The sequence below is a fragment of the Achromobacter sp. ACM05 genome (genome assembly GCF_019218915.1).
GTDB classification, from domain to species: domain Bacteria; phylum Pseudomonadota; class Gammaproteobacteria; order Burkholderiales; family Burkholderiaceae_B; genus Achromobacter; species Achromobacter animicus.
This window is the reverse complement of record NZ_JAHUWQ010000004.1, coordinates 337406-353766: the sequence shown is the minus strand read 5'-3', so window position 1 is coordinate 353766 and position 16361 is coordinate 337406. Positions and strand designations below refer to the sequence as shown.

At 66.4% G+C, this 16361-nt stretch carries 15 protein-coding genes; 5 read left to right on the top strand and 10 right to left on the bottom strand.

The window, feature by feature from the left end; all coding sequences use genetic code 11:
- Positions 1-6: 6 nt before the first annotated feature.
- Complete coding sequence (locus KW836_RS23855; protein WP_218344949.1) at positions 7-987, bottom strand: tripartite tricarboxylate transporter substrate binding protein; 981 nt, start codon at positions 985-987, stop codon at positions 7-9.
- A 69-nt stretch (positions 988-1056) separates the two neighbouring features.
- Entirely contained in the window at positions 1057-2757 is a 1701-nt protein-coding gene (locus KW836_RS23850) for an acyl-CoA dehydrogenase family protein (protein ID WP_218344948.1), read from the bottom strand.
- Between the two features lie 121 nt (positions 2758-2878).
- Here KW836_RS23850 and KW836_RS23845 point away from each other — a divergent pair, with 121 nt between their 5' ends.
- The gene (locus KW836_RS23845) at positions 2879-3799 is read left to right on the top strand and encodes a LysR family transcriptional regulator (RefSeq protein WP_175123254.1); all 921 of its coding nucleotides are present in this window, start codon (positions 2879-2881) and stop codon (positions 3797-3799) included.
- 3 nt (positions 3800-3802) lie between these two features.
- Here the strand turns inward: KW836_RS23845 and purU are convergent, their stop codons facing one another.
- From purU to KW836_RS23815, 6 genes are all read right to left on the bottom strand, one after another.
- Positions 3803-4657: a formyltetrahydrofolate deformylase gene (gene purU, locus KW836_RS23840; RefSeq protein WP_175138843.1), complete on the bottom strand. Its 855-nt coding sequence runs from the start codon at positions 4655-4657 to the stop codon at positions 3803-3805.
- 40 nt (positions 4658-4697) lie between these two features.
- Complete coding sequence (locus tag KW836_RS23835) at positions 4698-5807, bottom strand: NAD(P)/FAD-dependent oxidoreductase (protein WP_218344947.1); 1110 nt, start codon at positions 5805-5807, stop codon at positions 4698-4700.
- The gene (locus KW836_RS23830) at positions 5804-6328 is read right to left on the bottom strand and encodes a flavin reductase family protein (RefSeq protein ID WP_175138841.1); all 525 of its coding nucleotides are present in this window, start codon (positions 6326-6328) and stop codon (positions 5804-5806) included. Before KW836_RS23830 ends, KW836_RS23835 begins: the two co-directional genes overlap by 4 nt.
- A 69-nt stretch (positions 6329-6397) precedes the next feature.
- Complete coding sequence (gene pdxH / locus KW836_RS23825; RefSeq protein WP_175123250.1) at positions 6398-7027, bottom strand: pyridoxamine 5'-phosphate oxidase; 630 nt, start codon at positions 7025-7027, stop codon at positions 6398-6400.
- 115 nt (positions 7028-7142) lie between these two features.
- The gene (locus tag KW836_RS23820; protein ID WP_175123249.1) at positions 7143-7799 is read right to left on the bottom strand and encodes a gamma-glutamylcyclotransferase; all 657 of its coding nucleotides are present in this window, start codon (positions 7797-7799) and stop codon (positions 7143-7145) included.
- A 2-nt stretch (positions 7800-7801) separates the two neighbouring features.
- Positions 7802-9010 carry an MFS transporter gene (locus KW836_RS23815; RefSeq protein ID WP_218344946.1) on the bottom strand — a complete coding sequence of 403 codons (1209 nt, stop codon included), beginning with the start codon at positions 9008-9010 and terminating at the stop codon, positions 7802-7804.
- 314 nt (positions 9011-9324) lie between these two features.
- On the opposite strand from KW836_RS23815, the gene KW836_RS23810 reads away from it, so the two are divergent.
- The 4 genes from KW836_RS23810 (at position 9325) to KW836_RS23795 (ending at position 15469) form a co-directional block, all read left to right on the top strand.
- Positions 9325-10509, top strand: a complete 1185-nt coding sequence (locus KW836_RS23810) for an efflux RND transporter periplasmic adaptor subunit (RefSeq protein ID WP_218344945.1) — start codon at positions 9325-9327, stop codon at positions 10507-10509.
- 1 nt (position 10510) lies between these two features.
- Positions 10511-12469, top strand: coding sequence for a MacB family efflux pump subunit (locus KW836_RS23805; protein ID WP_175123247.1), 1959 nt, complete (start codon positions 10511-10513; stop codon positions 12467-12469).
- Positions 12470-12474: 5 nt separating this feature from the next.
- Complete coding sequence (locus tag KW836_RS23800; RefSeq protein WP_218344944.1) at positions 12475-13899, top strand: efflux transporter outer membrane subunit; 1425 nt, start codon at positions 12475-12477, stop codon at positions 13897-13899.
- 721 nt (positions 13900-14620) lie between these two features.
- Positions 14621-15469 (top strand): ThiF family adenylyltransferase, encoded by an 849-nt coding sequence (locus KW836_RS23795; protein WP_370633072.1) that lies wholly within the window; start codon positions 14621-14623, stop codon positions 15467-15469.
- A gap of 91 nt (positions 15470-15560) precedes the next feature.
- On the opposite strand, the gene KW836_RS23790 is transcribed toward KW836_RS23795, so the two are convergent.
- Both KW836_RS23790 and KW836_RS23785 read right to left on the bottom strand, forming a co-directional pair.
- Entirely contained in the window at positions 15561-15872 is a 312-nt protein-coding gene (locus KW836_RS23790) for a non-heme iron oxygenase ferredoxin subunit (RefSeq protein WP_218344942.1), read from the bottom strand.
- 14 nt (positions 15873-15886) lie between these two features.
- Complete coding sequence (locus tag KW836_RS23785; protein ID WP_175123243.1) at positions 15887-16360, bottom strand: aromatic-ring-hydroxylating dioxygenase subunit beta; 474 nt, start codon at positions 16358-16360, stop codon at positions 15887-15889.
- Between the last annotated feature and the right edge of the window lies 1 nt (position 16361).

Genomic DNA, 16361 nt, shown 5'->3' with positions numbered 1-16361 from the left:
TTCGCGTCAGTCGATGGAAACGTTGGCGCTCTGGATCAGCTCGCGCCACTTGGGGACTTCGGTGGTGATGAAGGTGGACAGGCCTTGCGGCGTCTTGTCCTGCGCTTCGACGATGCCCTGCATGCGCAGCGTCTGCTCGATGGCGGGATCGGACAGCGCCGTCTTGAAGGCCTGGTTCAGCGTGTTCACCACGTCGGCCGGCGTGTCCTTGGGCGCGACGATGCCGAAGAAGACGCTGACGTCATAGCCCTTCAGCCCCTGCTCGGACAGCGTCGGCAGCTCGGGCAGCGCGTCGGAACGCTGCGCGCTGGCCAGGCCGATGGCGCGCAGCTTGCCCGCCTTGATGTACGGCAGCGCGGTCAGGATGTCGGTGAACGACATCGACACCTGGCCGCCCAGCAGATCGTTCAGCGCGGGGCCGGTGCCCTTGTAGGGGATGTGCATGATCTTGGTGCCGGCCATGCGGTTGAACAGGATGCCGGCCAGGTGCGACGACGCGCCGTTGCCGGACGAGGCGTAGCTCAGCTTGTCCGGATTCTTCTGCGCGTAGGCGATCAGTTCCTGCATGTTGTTGGCGGGCACCGACGGGTTCACGACCAGGATGTTGGGCAGGTGGCCGATGCGGATGATGGGCGCGAAGCTGGTCTCGGGGTTGTAGTTCTGCTTCTTGTACAGGCTGACGTTGATGGCCAGCGGGCCGGACGTGCCGAACAGAATGGTGTAGCCGTCGGGCTTGGCGGACGCGACGTATTCAGAGCCGATGTTGCCGCCCGCGCCGCTGCGGTTTTCGACGATGACGTTCTGCTTGAGCGGCTCGCGCAGCTTTTCGGCCAGGCGGCGCGCCAGCGCGTCGGTGGGGCCGCCGGGCGGGAAGGGCACGACCAGCGTGACCGGCCGCGCAGTGGGGTAGGCGTCTGCGGCAACGGCCGGCGTGGCCGCGACGATGGCGGCGGCCGCCAGGAACAGGGGGGTGAAATAGCGTTTCATGCATGTCTCCAGTGGATGGCGCGCCGGCTGTGCCGCCGGCGTCGGGTTACTGCAAAAGCCGGAAGGGCGTTACAGCGCGTACTGCAGGATGGCCTGGCAGGCCGCGCTTTCGTCAGGCGGGATGGCATAGGGATCGCGCGGCGCCAGGCGGTGCAGCAGCACCTGGTCGGCCAGCCGCGCGCGGCTTTCCAGACCCGTGCCGGTGGCTTCCCAGCGCAACGCGGCCATGGACACCGCGTGATACAGCAGCGATGCGGCCTGGCGCGCCAGCTGGGCATGGTCGCCTTGCGCGGCATGTTCCGCCAGCGCGTAGGTCTTTTCCAGGGCGCTGGCCTGCAGATCGGCCAGTTCGGGCGGGCAGGGCGCGCCGTCCGCCAGCAGGCGGTCGATGTGGCTGCGCAGCGCGGGCAGGGAATGTTCTTTCTTGATGGCGCGCAGGACATCCAGCGCGACGATGTTGCTGGTGCCTTCCCAGATGGAACCAAGATGCGCGTCGCGCACCAGGCGCGGGTCGGTGAACTCCTCGATGTAGCCGCAGCCGCCGCGTACTTCCATCGCGTCGCCGGTGACCTTGCGCGCGTCGCGGCAGGCGCGGAACTTGATCAGCGGTGTCAGGATGCGCGCCAGCGCGGGGTCCGCCGCGCCTTGATCGGCGTCGGCCAGCGCGCGCGCCGTCTGGAACATCACGCTGCGCGCCTGTTCCGCCCACACGATCATCTTGACGAGCTGGCGCTGCATCAGCGGCATGTCGATCAGCCGCTTGCCGAAGGCGCGGCGATGCTGCGACACATAGACGGCTTCAGTGACAGCGCGGCGCATCAGGCCCGCGGCGCGCATGCCGTTGGACAGGCGCGAATTGTTGATCATGTCGGCCATGTGCTTGAAGCCGCGGCCGCGTTCGCCCACCAGCCAGGCCACCGCGCCTTCCAGACGGATTTCGCCGCTGGCCATGGAGCGCGTGCCCAACTTGTCCTTCAGGCGCAGGATGCGGTAGTGGTTGTGCGTGCCGTCCGCCAGGTCGCGCGGCAGCAGAAAGAGCGACACGCCCTTCAGGCCGGGGTCCGTTTCGCTGCGGGCCAGCACCATCGCAAAGCCGGCGTCGGGGTTCGAGCAGAACCACTTGTCGCCGTGAATGCGCCAAGTGCCGTCGTCCTGCGCTTGCGCCGTGACTTCGGTGGCGCTGACATCCGAGCCCGCGCCTTGTTCGGTCATGAACATGGCGCCCTGGCGCAGCGTGTCGAAGTCCTGCGACGTCACCTGCGGCAGCACGCGCTCGACCAGTGCGGGGTCGCCGAACTTGCGCAGCGTGCGCGCCAGCGAGTCCGTCATGCTGACCGGGCAGCACAGGCCGAATTCCGCCTGCACGAAGAGATGGCTGAGCGCGTATTTGGCGGCGGCGGGCATGGGCTCGGGCCAGCCGAGCACACCGCCCCGGTGGGACAGGGCGGCCAGACCGAATTCGCTGTAGGCCAGGCGTTCCAGTTCGACGTAGGCCGGATGCTTGTCGATGCGGGACTCGTCCGTGCCGGCCCGGGTGCGCACGGACAGCGTGGGCGGATGCTTGTCAGCCACGGAAGCCAGTTCGTCCATCACCCCGCCTGCCAGTTCGCCCAGCCGGCTCAGGTGCGGCAACAGATGCGCGTGCAGGGCGGGCGGCAGGTAGCGTCGGCTCAGCGCCTCGGCGTACGGGTCGGCGCTGAACAGGTTCAGCCCGCGGGAATCCGGCACGGGCGTGGCGGGGGCGGCAACGGGCAAGGCAGGGGTATCCATGGCGGCATCCGGGTCGAGATGGGGAGATGCCCTATGGTGCGGGCCTTGATTTATCTATTCAAATACTGTTTTGATGTAGATCAATCCAAAAAAAATATAGATATGCCTTAAGGAGGGACGCATGGACTTGGAACCCCGGCTGCTGCGCTACTTCATCGCCGTGGCCGAAGAGCGCCATTTCAGCCGCGCGGCGGCGCGCCTGCACATCTCGCAGCCGCCGCTCAGCTACGCGATCCGCCAGCTGGAAGAGAACATCGGCGCGCGCCTCCTGGCCCGCACCAGCCGTCATGTCGAGCTGACCGACGCCGGCCAGGCGCTCTACCACGAGGCCCTGATTCTGCTGCGCCAGGCCGAAGAGGTCCGCACGCTGGTGCGCCAGGTGGACGCGGGCCTGCGCGGCCGGCTGCGCATCGGCTTCGTGGGGTCGATGCTGTATCGGGGCCTGCCCGCGCTGCTGAGCGCCATGCGCACGGAACTGCCCGACGTGGAGCACGTGCTGACCGAACTGAACTCACATGATCAGATCGAGGCGGTGCGGCGCGGCGAGCAGGATCTGGGCTTCATCCACGCCAATCCGGTGCCGGACGGCGTGCAGGCGCGTGATCTGATGGCCGAGCCGTTCGTCGTGTGTCTGCCGGACGCGCATCCGCTCGCGCAGCGCACGACGCTGCGGCTGGCGGAGCTGGCGGAGGATGACTTTGTCTTTTTCGCGCGGGCGGCCTCGCCCAGCTATTACGAGACGGTGCTGGCCATGTGCGTGTCGGCCGGCTTCATGCCGGCGATCCGGCATGAGGTGCGCCACTGGCTGAGCGTGGCGTCGCTGGTGTCGCAGGGATTGGGGGTGTCGATCGTGCCGGCGTGCCTGTCGCGCAGCGGGCTGGCGGGCACGCGGTTCATTGCGTTTGAACACGAAGCGCGCTCGATCAGCCAGGTGATCTGGCCCGATGCGGCGCGTTCGCCCTTGCAGGAGCGCGCGGTGGCGTTGGTGGCCCAGGCGTTTCCGCCGTTGCAACCGCCCGCCGCGGTCCCGTCAAAGGCGTGAGGATCAGCGGAACACGACGGTCTTGTTGCGGTTCAGCAGGATGCGGTGTTCGACGTGGCTGCGCACGGCGCGAGACAGCACCAGGGATTCGATGTCGCTGCCCACCTGGGTCAGGTCCTGGGCGGTCATCGTGTGGTCGACGCGTTCGATGTCCTGGTCGATGATCGGGCCTTCGTCCAGGTCCGAGGTGACGTAGTGGGCCGTGGCGCCGATGATCTTCACGCCGCGCGCATGCGCCTGGTGGTAGGGGCGTGCGCCCTTGAAGCTGGGCAGGAAGCTGTGGTGGATGTTGATCGCGCGTCCGGTCAGCGCGCGGCACATGTCGGCGGACAGGATCTGCATGTAGCGCGCCAGCACGACCAGGTCGATGTTCGCCTCGTCGACGATCTTGAGCACCTGCTTTTCCTGTTCCAGCTTGGTGTCGGGCGTGACCGGCAGGTGGTGGAACGGGATGTTGTAGGTGGCGGCCAGGCCGGCGTAGTCGTTGTGATTCGAGACGATGGCGGCCACTTCGGCATGCAGATGGCCGCTGTGCACGCGGAACAGCAGGTCGTTCAAGCAGTGGCCCTGCTTGCTGACCATGATGAGCAGGCGTTCCTTGCGGCGCGCGTCGTGCAGCTTCAGTTCCATGCCGTAGTCGGCGGACATGGCGTCCAGGCGGGTGCGCAGGTCGTCGGCGGAGGCGCCGACCGGCAGGTCGAAGTGCACGCGCAGAAAGAACCGGCCGGTCTCTTCGTCGCCGAACTGCTGCGAATCCAGGATGTTGCAACCCAGTTCGAACAACAGGCCGCTGACGCGGTAGACGATGCCGGTGCGGTCGGGGCAGGACAGGGTCAGGATGTAGTCGTTGTGCTGCATGGCGGAAATGGATGAATAAGAAAGAGGAAGCGGGCGGAGATCAGGCGGACAGGCGCGCCAGGGTTTCTTCCGCCAGGGCCAGGCTGGAGGTCAGCCCGGGGGATTCGATGCCGAACAGGTTCACCAGGCCGGGCACGCCATGCACGGCGGGTCCGGCGATGACGAAGTCGGCGGCCGGCTCGTGCGGGCCCGAGATCTTGGGCCGGATGCCCGTGTAACCGGGCGCCAGCGCGTCGTCCGGCAACGCTGGCCAATAGGTGCGGACGGCTTCGTAGAACACCTCGGCGCGGGATGGGTCCAGCGTGTAGTCCTCGGTCCCGACCCATTCGGTGTCGGGGCCGAACTTGGCCTGGCCGCCCATGTCCAGCGTCAGGTGCACGCCCAGGCCGGCGTGCTGCGGCACGGGATAGATCAGCCGCGAAAACGGCGCGCGCCCGGACAGCGTGAAATAGCTGCCCTTGCACAGGTAATCGGTGGGGATGCTGTCTGCCCGCACGCCTTCGATGCGCCGCGCCAGGGCGGGCGCCTGCAGGCCGGCCGAGTTGATCAGCACGTTGCAGGTCAGTTGCATGGCGTCATCGCCGCCGAACTGCAGTTCAAAGCCGCCTTCAGGACGCACACGCCCCGACACGAGCGGCGTATGGAAGACGCATTGGGCGCCCGCGTTTTCGGCGTCGCCTTGAAAGGACAGCATCAGCGCGTGGCTGTCCACGATGCCGGTGGACGGCGACACCAGCGCGGCGGTGCATTGCAGCGCGGGCTCAAGGCGCATGGCTTCTTCGCCCGAGATGTACTGCAGGTCGTCCACGCCGTTGACACGGGCGCGCTGGGCGATGCCTTCCAGCTGCGTGGCCTGTTCGGGGCTGGTGGCGACGATGAGCTTGCCCAGCCGCTTGTGCGGCACGCCGCGCTCGGCACAGTACGCGTACAGCAGATGCTTGCCGCGCACGCATAGCCGCGCCTTCAGGCTGCCGGCGGGGTAATAGATGCCGGCGTGGATGACTTCGGAGTTGCGCGAGCTGGTGCCGGTGCCGATGGCCTCGGTGGCCTCGGCCACCAGCACCTCGCGGCCGGATTGGGCCAGCGCGCGGGCGATTGCCAGCCCGACCACGCCGGCGCCGATGACGACGCAATCGACGTCGACGCTCATGATTTGGCCTTCTCGGCGCGCGTGCCGGCCGGCGTCAGGTCGAATCCGCCGGCGTGAAACACCAGCGGAGGCTCGCCGCTATGACCGCAACGTTCGACTTCTCCGACCATGATGACGTGATCTCCCTCGACATAGCGGCTGCGGTTGCGGCATTCGAACCACGCGGCGCAGTGGCCGTCCAGCATCGGCGTGCCGCCCGGCGCGTAATGCACCTGCAGTCCGGCATAGCGGTCCGGCGTCTTGCCGGTCGCGAAGCGCCGCGCCAGCGCGATCTGATCCGCGCTCAGCACGTTTACCACGTAGCGCTCGCACTGTTCGAAGGCCTCCAGCGACGAGGAGCCCAGCGACAGGCTCCACAGCACCAGAGGCGGGTTCAGCGAGACCGAATTGAACGAGCTGACCGTCAGGCCGATGGGCGCGCCGTCCTGGCCGGCGGTCGTCACGACCGTCACGCCGGTGGCGTAACGGCCCAATGCGGTGCGAAAGAAGACGGAATCGAAATCAGGGGAGGAGGCGGACATGCAGTAGACAGTTCGGTCGGGCGCGGGAGGCGCCCGGCGTGGGGACGCCCCGCGTCGGGGGCGCCTGTATCAGGGCGACAGGCGTTCGATCTTCCAGTCCGCGCCGTCCGCGACGTAGCGCAGGCGGTCGTGCAGGCGGGACGGCCGGCCCTGCCAGAATTCAAAGGCGGTGGGCTTCAGACGGTAGCCGCCCCAGTGCGGCGGACGCGGCGGCTGTTCGCCGAAGCGTTCGCGGAATTCCTTTTCGCGGGCTTCCAGTTCTTCGCGGGTGATGGGCTGGCTCTGGCGCGAAGCCCAGGCGCCGATGCGCGATCCGGCCGGGCGGCTGTGATAGTAGGCGTCCGACTCTTCGGCGGCCACTTTTTCCACCACGCCCTCGATGCGGACCTGGCGCTCCAGCGGCTGCCAGAAGAACAGCAGGCTGGCGCGCGGTTCGGCCAGCAGGTCCAGGCCCTTGCGCGATTCGTAATTGGTGAAGAACGTGAAGCCTTGGTCGTCAAAGCCCTTGATGAGGACGATGCGGGCGCTGGGCTGGCCGCTGGCATCCACCGTCGCCAGGGTCATGGCGTTGGGTTCGGGCACCTTGGCCGCGAGGGCCTCGTCGAACCAGCGGGTGAATTGCTCGAACGGGGAGCGGGCGGCCTGGCTTTCCAGGAGCACATTCTTTTCGTAGCTTTGACGCAGATCAGAGACGGACATGGTCTTAGGGGTTCAGCGTTGATAACAGGGAGTTTATACCGCCTGGAAGACCGGCCCCTCATTGACCCCGCGCAGGCCCCGGGCAAGTTCGCCGCGCCTGCTTGCCCCGTGGGCGTCAGGGACCTTCGGGCAGCGGGTGGCCGTCCAGTTCCAGCCGGCGTGCGATCGCGTCGAGCCGGGCGTCGTGGATGCCGGCGGACCGCAAGGCCTGGGCGGTCTGCACCACATAGTCCGTGCACGGGCCGTAGCGTCCCGCCGCGCGGCGCACGATCTCCAGCAGTTCCGGCTCGGGCAGTGCGCGGATGTAGGCGGGATTGCTGCGGTTCATGATGAAGACGAGGGCGCGGACGACCCCTTCGTCCGTGGCGCAGTTGATCCAGCGGGGCAGGTAGGCGCCCGTGGACATCTCGCGTTCCCAGAGGGCGGGAAAGTAATTGGGGACCTGGTCGCCGGCCAGGCGGTAGACCACACCCCGGCAGGAACCGCCGCGATCCAGTCCAAACACCAGGCCCGGGCATTCGGGCGTGCCCCGGTTCACCCGCGACCACAGGCAAAGCGCCCGGTGGTGGCCGCGCAGCGTGGCCAGGCGCCGTTCCTGGAAGTCGAAATCCGGCCGCCAGATCAGGGATCCGTACCCGAATACCCATACGTCTTCCCCGGCCTGCCAGTGTTTGAGCGCATCGTCGAGCGAGGCTTGGCGTTCTTCTGCCGTCCAGAGCCGGAAGGGCAAGGACGCGCCGGAGATGTCGGAGGGGGAGGACTGCTTGTTCACAACTACGTTTTCCGTTCAGGCTCGTGCGGAGGATTTCGATTGGCCCAGCCCCCGGCCATCAGCGCCACGGAATAGGCCCAGAAAAGCGGGGCAACGCCAATTACCGCACCCAGCGCGCCGAAGGTCAACGGCAGGGACACCTGCGAACCGTTGATCAGCGCCATGCGCAGGCCCACTGCTTCGGCGGCGCGGCCCGGCGGCGAGTATTGGTGCAGCAGGGACAGCATGCTGGGTTGGCAACAGCCCAGCGCCAGTCCCAGGATGAAAGACAGCACGATCAGGACGGTAACGTCGGTGAACAGCGGGTAAAGCACGAAGTCGATCGCCGCGGTGGCCATGGCCACTCGCACCAGTGTCCAGGATCGCACCCGGCGCTGGATCAGTGGCAAAGCCAGCCGGATAACGAAAGTTGCCGCCGCGAACGACGCAAGAATGACGCCGATGGTGGTGGCGGACAAGCCAATCGCCACGCCGAAGATCGGTACGACGAACAGGTGGGTATCCCACGCGCCGGACAGGATCGTGTTCACCATCAGGACACGACGCAAGGCGGGCACGGCGAGCAATTCGGTCACCCGGCGGCGCTGGGCCTCTCGCACGCCGGTGATGGCAGCGTCGACCGCCTTCAACTGATGCCGCAGCGCATACAGGCCGATTCCCGAGAGCAGGGGCCCGACGGCGAGGAGGCCGAAGGCCGTGCGCGTACCCAGGTGGTCAATGGCCAGACCGGCAATCAAAGGACCGGAAAATCCCGACCCTGCCAGGGCCAATGACATGAACGAGAAATTGCGCAGCCGCTTCTCGGGTTCGGCGTGTCCCAGCAGATCCTGCGTGGCGACCTGATGCAGCATGAAGCCGATGCCGATGCAGCAGGACGCCACCAGCAGCGCGGACTGGGTTTGTGAAATAGAGGGGAGTAGCGTGCCGAAGGCCACCAATGTGGTGCCCATGACCAGCGGACGGACGATGCCGACCCGGTCCACCCAGCGACCCGCGCGGACCGAAAACAGCATGGGCAGCACGGCAAACACCGCCACCAGCGTGCCCACCGTGAATGTGGACAGCCCCATCTGAAGCGCCGTCAGGGAAACGGTGATCCGTCCCCCGGTCAGCGCCACATGATTCATCATTGCCAGCAGGCACAAAAGCACCGCCCCGGAAAATTCCGGGGAACTGGATGGCGAGGAGGGGGATCTGTTGGAGGTAGACACGGCTTAACTGCATTCATTCTGTTCGTAACGTCCGGCTATGTCGAGGCGATGCGATTTTGCGCTGCAGCGGACAGTGACTAGTCACATTGCGAAGTTAACGGTCTCTACCGGACAAGTCTCGCGCTTATTCGGCAAGATGACGGCACGTTCGCGGCAGGTGCGGTAAAACGGTTCCGCAACCGTCCTGGGATCGTTGTATCGTTCACGCAACGGAACACGTCCGCCCGGCGCAATTCACCTGCGAATTACGCCGCTTGTTTGCAGCATTACCGGCGCCGCCCGTGGCGCCTTGCCGTTCCCATCGTCCAGGTTCAATGAAAAAGTCCCGCAGCAAGTTCAAGCGCTACGTCCTGATAGCCGTCATCCTCCTGCTTCTTGTCTTCGGTGCGCGCGCCGCATTCTTTTCGGCGCCGCCGCCGCCTACCTTCGCCGTGGCCGAGGTGTCCCGCGCGGACCTGGAAGACAGCGTCCTGGCCAGCGGCACCATCGACGCCATCGAACGCGTCAGCGTCGGTGCGCAGGCCACGGGCCAGCTCAAGTCCCTGAAGGTGGAACTGGGCGATCGCGTCAAGAAAGGACAACTGGTCGCCGAGATCGATGACCTGACCCAGCAGAACGAGCTGCGCAACGCCGAAGCGGCGCTGCAGACGCGGCGCGCCGAGCGGGCGGCCAAGGTCGCCACGCTGAAGCAGGCCGAACTGGCGTTCAAGCGCCAGCGCATGATGCTGGCGGCCGACGCCAGCTCGCGCGAGGCCTATGAAACCGCCGAGGCCACGCTGGCCGTGACCCGTGCCGAGATCGCGTCGCTGGACGCGCAGATCGCGCAGGCCGAGATCCAGGTGGACACGGCCCGGGTCAACCTGGGTTACACGCGCATCGTCTCGCCGATCGACGGCATGGTGGTGGCGGTGGTGACCAAAGAAGGCCAGACGGTCAACTCCATCCAGAGCGCGCCCACCATCATCAAGGTGGCGCAGGTGGACACCATGACGATCAAGGCGCAGATCTCCGAGGCCGACGTGACGCGGGTCAAGCCCGGGCTGCCGGTCTACTTCACGATCCTGGGCGAACCGGACGAGCGCTACCGCGCCACGCTGCGCGCGGTGGAACCGGCCCCGGATTCCATCCAGAAGGATGACGCGGCGTCGTCGCTGACGTCCTCGACCAGCACCTCCACCAGCGCCGCGGTCTACTACAACGGGCTGTTCGACGTGCCCAACCCCGACGAGAAGCTGCGCATCTCGATGACGGCGCAGGTCTTCATCGTGCTGGGCGAGGCCAAGGGGGCGGTGGTGGTGCCGGCGTCGGCGCTGGGCAAGCGCGGCGCGGACGGGCGCTACGAGGTGCGCGTGGTGCTGGACGGCAACAAGACCGAGACGCGCCAGGTCCGCATCGGCATGAACAACAATGTGCAGGCGCAGGTGCTGGAAGGCCTGGAGGTGGGCGAACGCGTCGTGTCGGCGGATTCGTCGCCGGCCGCCGCCAAGCCGGGAGCCTGACATGAGCGGTCCGCTCATTTCCCTGTCGGGCGTGCGCCGCGAGTTTCCGGCGGGCGACCAGACGATTGCGGTCCTGAAAGACGTCAACCTGACGATCGAGGCGGGCGAGATGGTCGCGATCGTGGGGGCGTCCGGTTCGGGCAAGTCGACGCTCATGAACATCCTGGGCTGCCTGGACCGGCCCACGCGCGGCGATTACAAGGTCGACGGCCGCAGCACGGGCGAGCTGGACCCGGACGAGCTGGCAGAGCTGCGCCGGGAGCACTTCGGGTTCATCTTCCAGCGCTATCACCTGCTGGCGGACCTGAGCGCGCAGGGCAACGTGGAGGTTCCGGCCGTCTACGCGGGCAAGCGCCGCGAGGCGCGGCTGGAACGGGCTTCGGCCTTGCTGGCGCGGCTGGGCCTGGCCGATCGTTCGGAGCACCGGCCCGGCCAGTTGTCCGGCGGTCAGCAGCAGCGCGTGAGTATCGCGCGGGCGCTGATGAACGGCGGCGACATCATCCTGGCCGACGAGCCCACGGGCGCGCTGGACACGCATACGGGCCAGGAGGTGCTGCGCATCCTGGAAGAACTGAACGCGGCGGGACACACGATCATCATCGTCACGCACGATATGAACGTGGCGCGCCACGCGCAGCGCATCATCGAGATCAGTGACGGCGAGATCGTCGCGGACAAGCGCAATCCGGACGCGCCCCGCCATCAGACGGCATTGGACGAGGCCCCGGCGATGGCCCAGCGGCCGGCCTGGCAGGCGTATCTGGACCGCTGCGGCGAGGCGCTGCGCATGGCGCTGCTGGCGATGAACGCGCATCGGCTGCGCACGTCGCTGACGATGCTGGGCATCATCATCGGCATTGCGGCGGTGGTGTCGGTGGTGGCGCTGGGCGAGGGCTCGCGGCGCAAGATCCTGGAAGACATCAGCGCAATCGGCACGAACACGGTTGAGGTTTTTCCGGGTAAGGATTTCGGCGACGAGAAGGCGGTGAACATCCGCACGCTGGTGGCGGCGGATGCCGAGGCGTTGGCGCGCGAGTCGTATGTGGACAGCGTGACGCCGGAAGTGGGCACGAGCAATACGCTGCGTTACCGCAACGTGTCGGTGAATGGGTCGATCCAGGGCGTGGGCGATCAATACTTCCGGGTGCGCGCGATCAAGCTGGCCGAGGGCAAGTTCTTTGACGAGACGAGCGTGGCGCGCCGTGCGCAGGAAGTGGTGATCGACGAGGGCACGCGGCGTGCGCTGTTCGGGTCGCATACGGAGCCCATCGGGCAGGTGATCTTCCTTGGGTCGATGCCGGCGCGCGTGATCGGGGTGACGCAGAAGAAGGACACCGTCTTTGGCAGCAATGATTCGCTGAACGTGTGGATTCCCTATACGACGGCGCTGTCGCGGGTGCTGGGGCAGCAGCACCTGAAGAGCATCACGGTGCGCGTGAACGACGCAACGCCGCCGGCCGCCGCCGAACAGGCCATCGTGCGGGTGCTGACGCGCCGGCACGTAGTGAAGGACTTTTTCGTGTTCAACACGGATGCGGTGCGCAAGACGATCGAGCGCACGACGGCGACGATGACGCTGCTGGTGTCGCTGATCGCGCTGATTTCGCTGATGGTGGGGGGGATCGGGGTGATGAACATCATGCTGGTGTCGGTGACCGAACGCACGCGCGAGATCGGGGTGCGGATGGCGGTGGGCGCGCGGCGCAGCGACATCATGCAGCAGTTCCTGATCGAGGCGGTGCTGGTGTGCCTGATCGGCGGGGCGGTGGGCATCCTGTTGTCGCTGGGCTTGGGCGTGCTGGTCAGCAAGGCGACGGGCGGCTCGTTCCAGATGATCTATTCCACGGCATCGATGGTGGCGGCATTCACGTGCTCGACGCTGATCGGTGTGATTTTTGGCTATCTGCCGGCGCGCAACGCGGCGCGCCTGGATCCCGTCGAGGCGTTGGCCCGGGAATGAGGAAGATGAAAGCAGTTTCTCTTGTGTGCAAACCGCTGGGCGTGGCGCTGTTGCTGGCGCTGGGCGGGTGCGGTCTGCTGCGTACGGATTACGAGCGGCCGGCGGTAAGTGTGCCGGCGTCCTGGACTTATGCGGGGGCGGGCGCTGATGCGGGCGCGCAGGCTTCGCTGGCCGATGGAGGCGACTGGTGGCGCAATTTCGATGATCCGGTGCTGAACAGGTTGGTGGAGACGGCGCTGGCGCGCAACAACGATCTGGCGGCGGCGGCGATCCGGGTGCGGCGGGCGCAGTATCAGGCGGGATTGGCGGATGATCAGCTGATGCCGCAGTTTGGCGGGGACGCGAACGTGTCTCGGGTGCGCAATCTGTATGGGGATCGCGCGATCACGCGGGCCAATTCGGCCGAGCTGACGGTGAGCTATCAGGTGGATCTGTGGGGCAAGCTGGCGCGCCAGCGGGATGCGGCGCAGTGGGAGGCGCTGGCGACGGAGCAGGACCGCCAGGCCGCGGCGCTGTCGCTGGTGGGGACGACGGCGACGTTGTATTGGCAGACGGCGTTCATCAACCAACGCATCGCCAGCAGCGAGGAGAGCATTGCCTACGCGCGGCGCACGCAGGATCTGGTGCGGGCGCAGTACGCGGCGGGCGGGGCGTCGGCGCTGGAGTTGGCCGAGGCGGAGCAGACGGTTGCCAGCCAGGAGGCGGCGCATGCGTTGCTGGTGCAGCAACGGGTGGAGTACATCAATGCGTTGACGATTCTGTTCGATGGGCCGCCGGATCGCATTACGGCGGATCCGATGCGGTTGCCGTCGAGTGCGTTGCCGGAGGCGCGGGCGGGGGTGCCAGCGGAGTTGCTGGGGCGGCGGCCGGATCTGCGGGCGGCGGAGCTGCGGTTGCGGGAGTCGCTGGCTACCGTGGATGCGACGCGGGCTAGCTTTTATCCGCCGGTGACGTTGACGGGGGCGTTGGGGAGTTCTAGCCCGACGTTGTCGGATGTGTTGAAGAATCCGATCGGGACGTTGGGGGCGGGGTTGACGTTGCCATTTCTGCAATGGAACCAGATGCAGCTCAATATCCGGATTTCGAAAGCGGATTTTGAGGAGCGGGTGGTGACGTTCCGGCAGGCGCTGTACCAGGCGATGGCGGATGTGGAGAATGCGCTGTCGAATCGGACGCAATTGTCGATTCGTGCTGAGCAGCTGGATCTGTCGTTGCGGGCGGCTCGGGAGGCTGAGCGGCTGTACGAAGTCAGGTATCGGGCGGGGGCGGTGCCGCTGCGGGATTGGCTGGATGCGCAGGAGAAACGGCGGGTGGCTGAGGTGGCCAGCGATGAGAATATGCTGAATCGGTTGGTGAATCAGGTCACGGTTTATCAGGCGCTTGGCGGGGATGATGTGGTGGCTGTTGAGGGGGATGGGCTGCGGATGTGAGGTTTTCAGCCGGCCGGCGCATCGATTTTCGGCGAAAGTCGGGGGCGGGTGTCGGTTGCGGTTCTGGTGGCGCTCGGCGGGTGTTTTGGGTGTCGATTGTGGTTCTTGTGGCGCTTGGCGGGTGTTTTAGGGGTCGATTGCGGTTCTTGGGGCGCTTGGCGGGTGTTTTAGGTGTCGATTGTGGTTCTTAAGACGCCCGGCGTGGCGTCGGCCTGGGGCGCGCGGGGCTACGATTGCGGTCCGGAGCCTTCGCTCCGGACTGCCCCATCCTCATCCTCGTTGCCGCCTGCGGCGGCTGCCTTCGGATTCCGTCGGGCGCATCTACACGCCCCGCGCGCCCCAGGCCGACGCCACGCCGGGCTCGGGTGGTTCAAACTTGTCGGTCGCTGGGCCGGGCTGAGTTCTTGAGGTTCTTGCCTGCATCTGCGCGGGTTCGCCGCGTCTTGCGGGGCCCGCGCCCGGTTGGCCGCGCGGGCGGCCTCCGGGCGCTTACGCGGTTTCTTGCGTCGGAGGATGACGCTTCGCGCTTGCGGTGGGCGGCGGTACCGCCCGTTTCTGACAGCCTGTCTGTGGGTCCCTCTGGGATCTGGACTGGCGGCGAAAAGTGCGCCGGTGTCTGACACCCTTGAGGCACATCCGCGGCATGACTGCAGTCTCCGCAGGGTGTCAGACACCTTGTCCGCGTGACTTGGGCGGGTAGGCTGGCGGCTGCTGCCATAAAATGCGCTCCATGAACTCGCCCGAACTCATTCCTGAACCCGCCGATCTTGACCGTCGTTTCGGCGCGCTGTCGCGCCTCTATGGTCCTGACGCGCCCTCCCGCATCCGCAATGCCCACGTTGCCGTCGCCGGCCTGGGCGGCGTGGGGTCGTGGACCGTCGAGGCGCTGGCGCGGTGCGGGGTGGGGGCGTTGACGTTGATCGATCTGGATCACATTGCCGAGTCCAACGTCAATCGGCAGATCCATGCGTTGAGTTCGACGCTGGGGCAGTCCAAGGTGGATGCGATGGCTGAGCGGGTGTTGGCGATCAATCCGGAATGCCGGATCACGCGGGTGGACGACTTCGTGTCGCCAGAGAACGTGGGCGAGGTGTTGCCGGGGCCTTATACGGTCATCATCGACTGCACCGATCAGGCGGCCGCGAAGATCGCGATGATTCTGCATGCGCGTGCGCTTGGCGTGCCGATGCTGCTGTGTGGCGGCGCGGGCGGGAAGACGGATCCGTTGGCGTTGCGGGCGGGGGATCTGTCGGGGGCGGTCAATGATGCGTTGCTGTCCAAGCTGCGCAACAAGTTGCGGCGTGAGCATGGGTTTCCGCGGGCGTCGGACAAGAACGGCAAGGCGCTCAAGCGGGTGCCGAAGATGGGCGTGCATGCGTTGTGGTTTGACCAGCCGGCGATTTTGCCGGATGCGTGGACCAGGCCGCTTGAAGGTGAAGATGATATGGGCGCGTCGGGTCTGAACCTGGCGCCGCAGGGCTTGTCGTGCGCGGGCTATGGGTCGGTGGTTACCGTGACCGCCGCCATGGGCATGGCGGCGGCGAACGAGGCGTTGCGGCTGGCGGTTTGAGGGCCGCCGGGGCGGCGGCGCCTCAATTTCTGAGCGCTGCGGTGCGTCAACGGACTGGCGTCTTGTGGTCGCCGCGCCCAGCGTCAGTAAATCAAAGCGCCACGAACACGACGCCATCCTCAATACGCACCGGATAGGTCGCGATGTTCTCCCGCAGTGGCGAGCACAGCGCGCGGCCGTCGCGCACGTCGAAGCGGCCCTGGTGCAGCGGGCATTCGATTTCGTGGCCGGTCAGGAAGCCGTCGCACAGCCTGGCATTGCCGTGCGTACAGAGATTGTCGGTCGCGTAGACCTGGCCTTCGACGCCGTATAGCGCGATTTCTTTTCCGCCTGCCTCTATGGCGATGACGTCTTCTTCGGGGACTTCATCGCGTTCAATCGCCTTTGTCCATTGCACAGTCATTGTTCGTCTCCGGGTCAGATGGGATAGATCAGCGAGTTGGGGATCAGCTCGCTGTCGAAGATGCACAGCCGCGATTCGAATTTGAGACCGTCGGGGGTCTGGCGGATCACGTCGAGGTAGCGGCCTACGTTGAAGACGGTGGTGAGCTGGCTGGGCTTGGTGCGGAAGATGGCGTAGTTGGCTTCGGACTCGATGCGGTCGTCCTGCGCCAGCAGCACGCGGGGGGCGCCGACGACGTGGCGTTGGTAGTAGGGGTCGTGGAAGATGGTTTCGGTGGCGCCGTAGATGCGGTCCTTCAGCATGCCGCGGCTCTCGAACGCCATGGTCGCCAGCGGAAATCCGCGTTCGTAGTTTTCGCGCGGCAGCACTTTGTAGATGCAGTCTTCCGTGAAGAAGTCGGGCCACTTTTCCCATTCGCCGGCGTCCAGGGCGGCGGCGTAGTCGGTGTACAGGCGGGTGAGTTGGTAGTAGCGCGGAAAGTCCAGCATG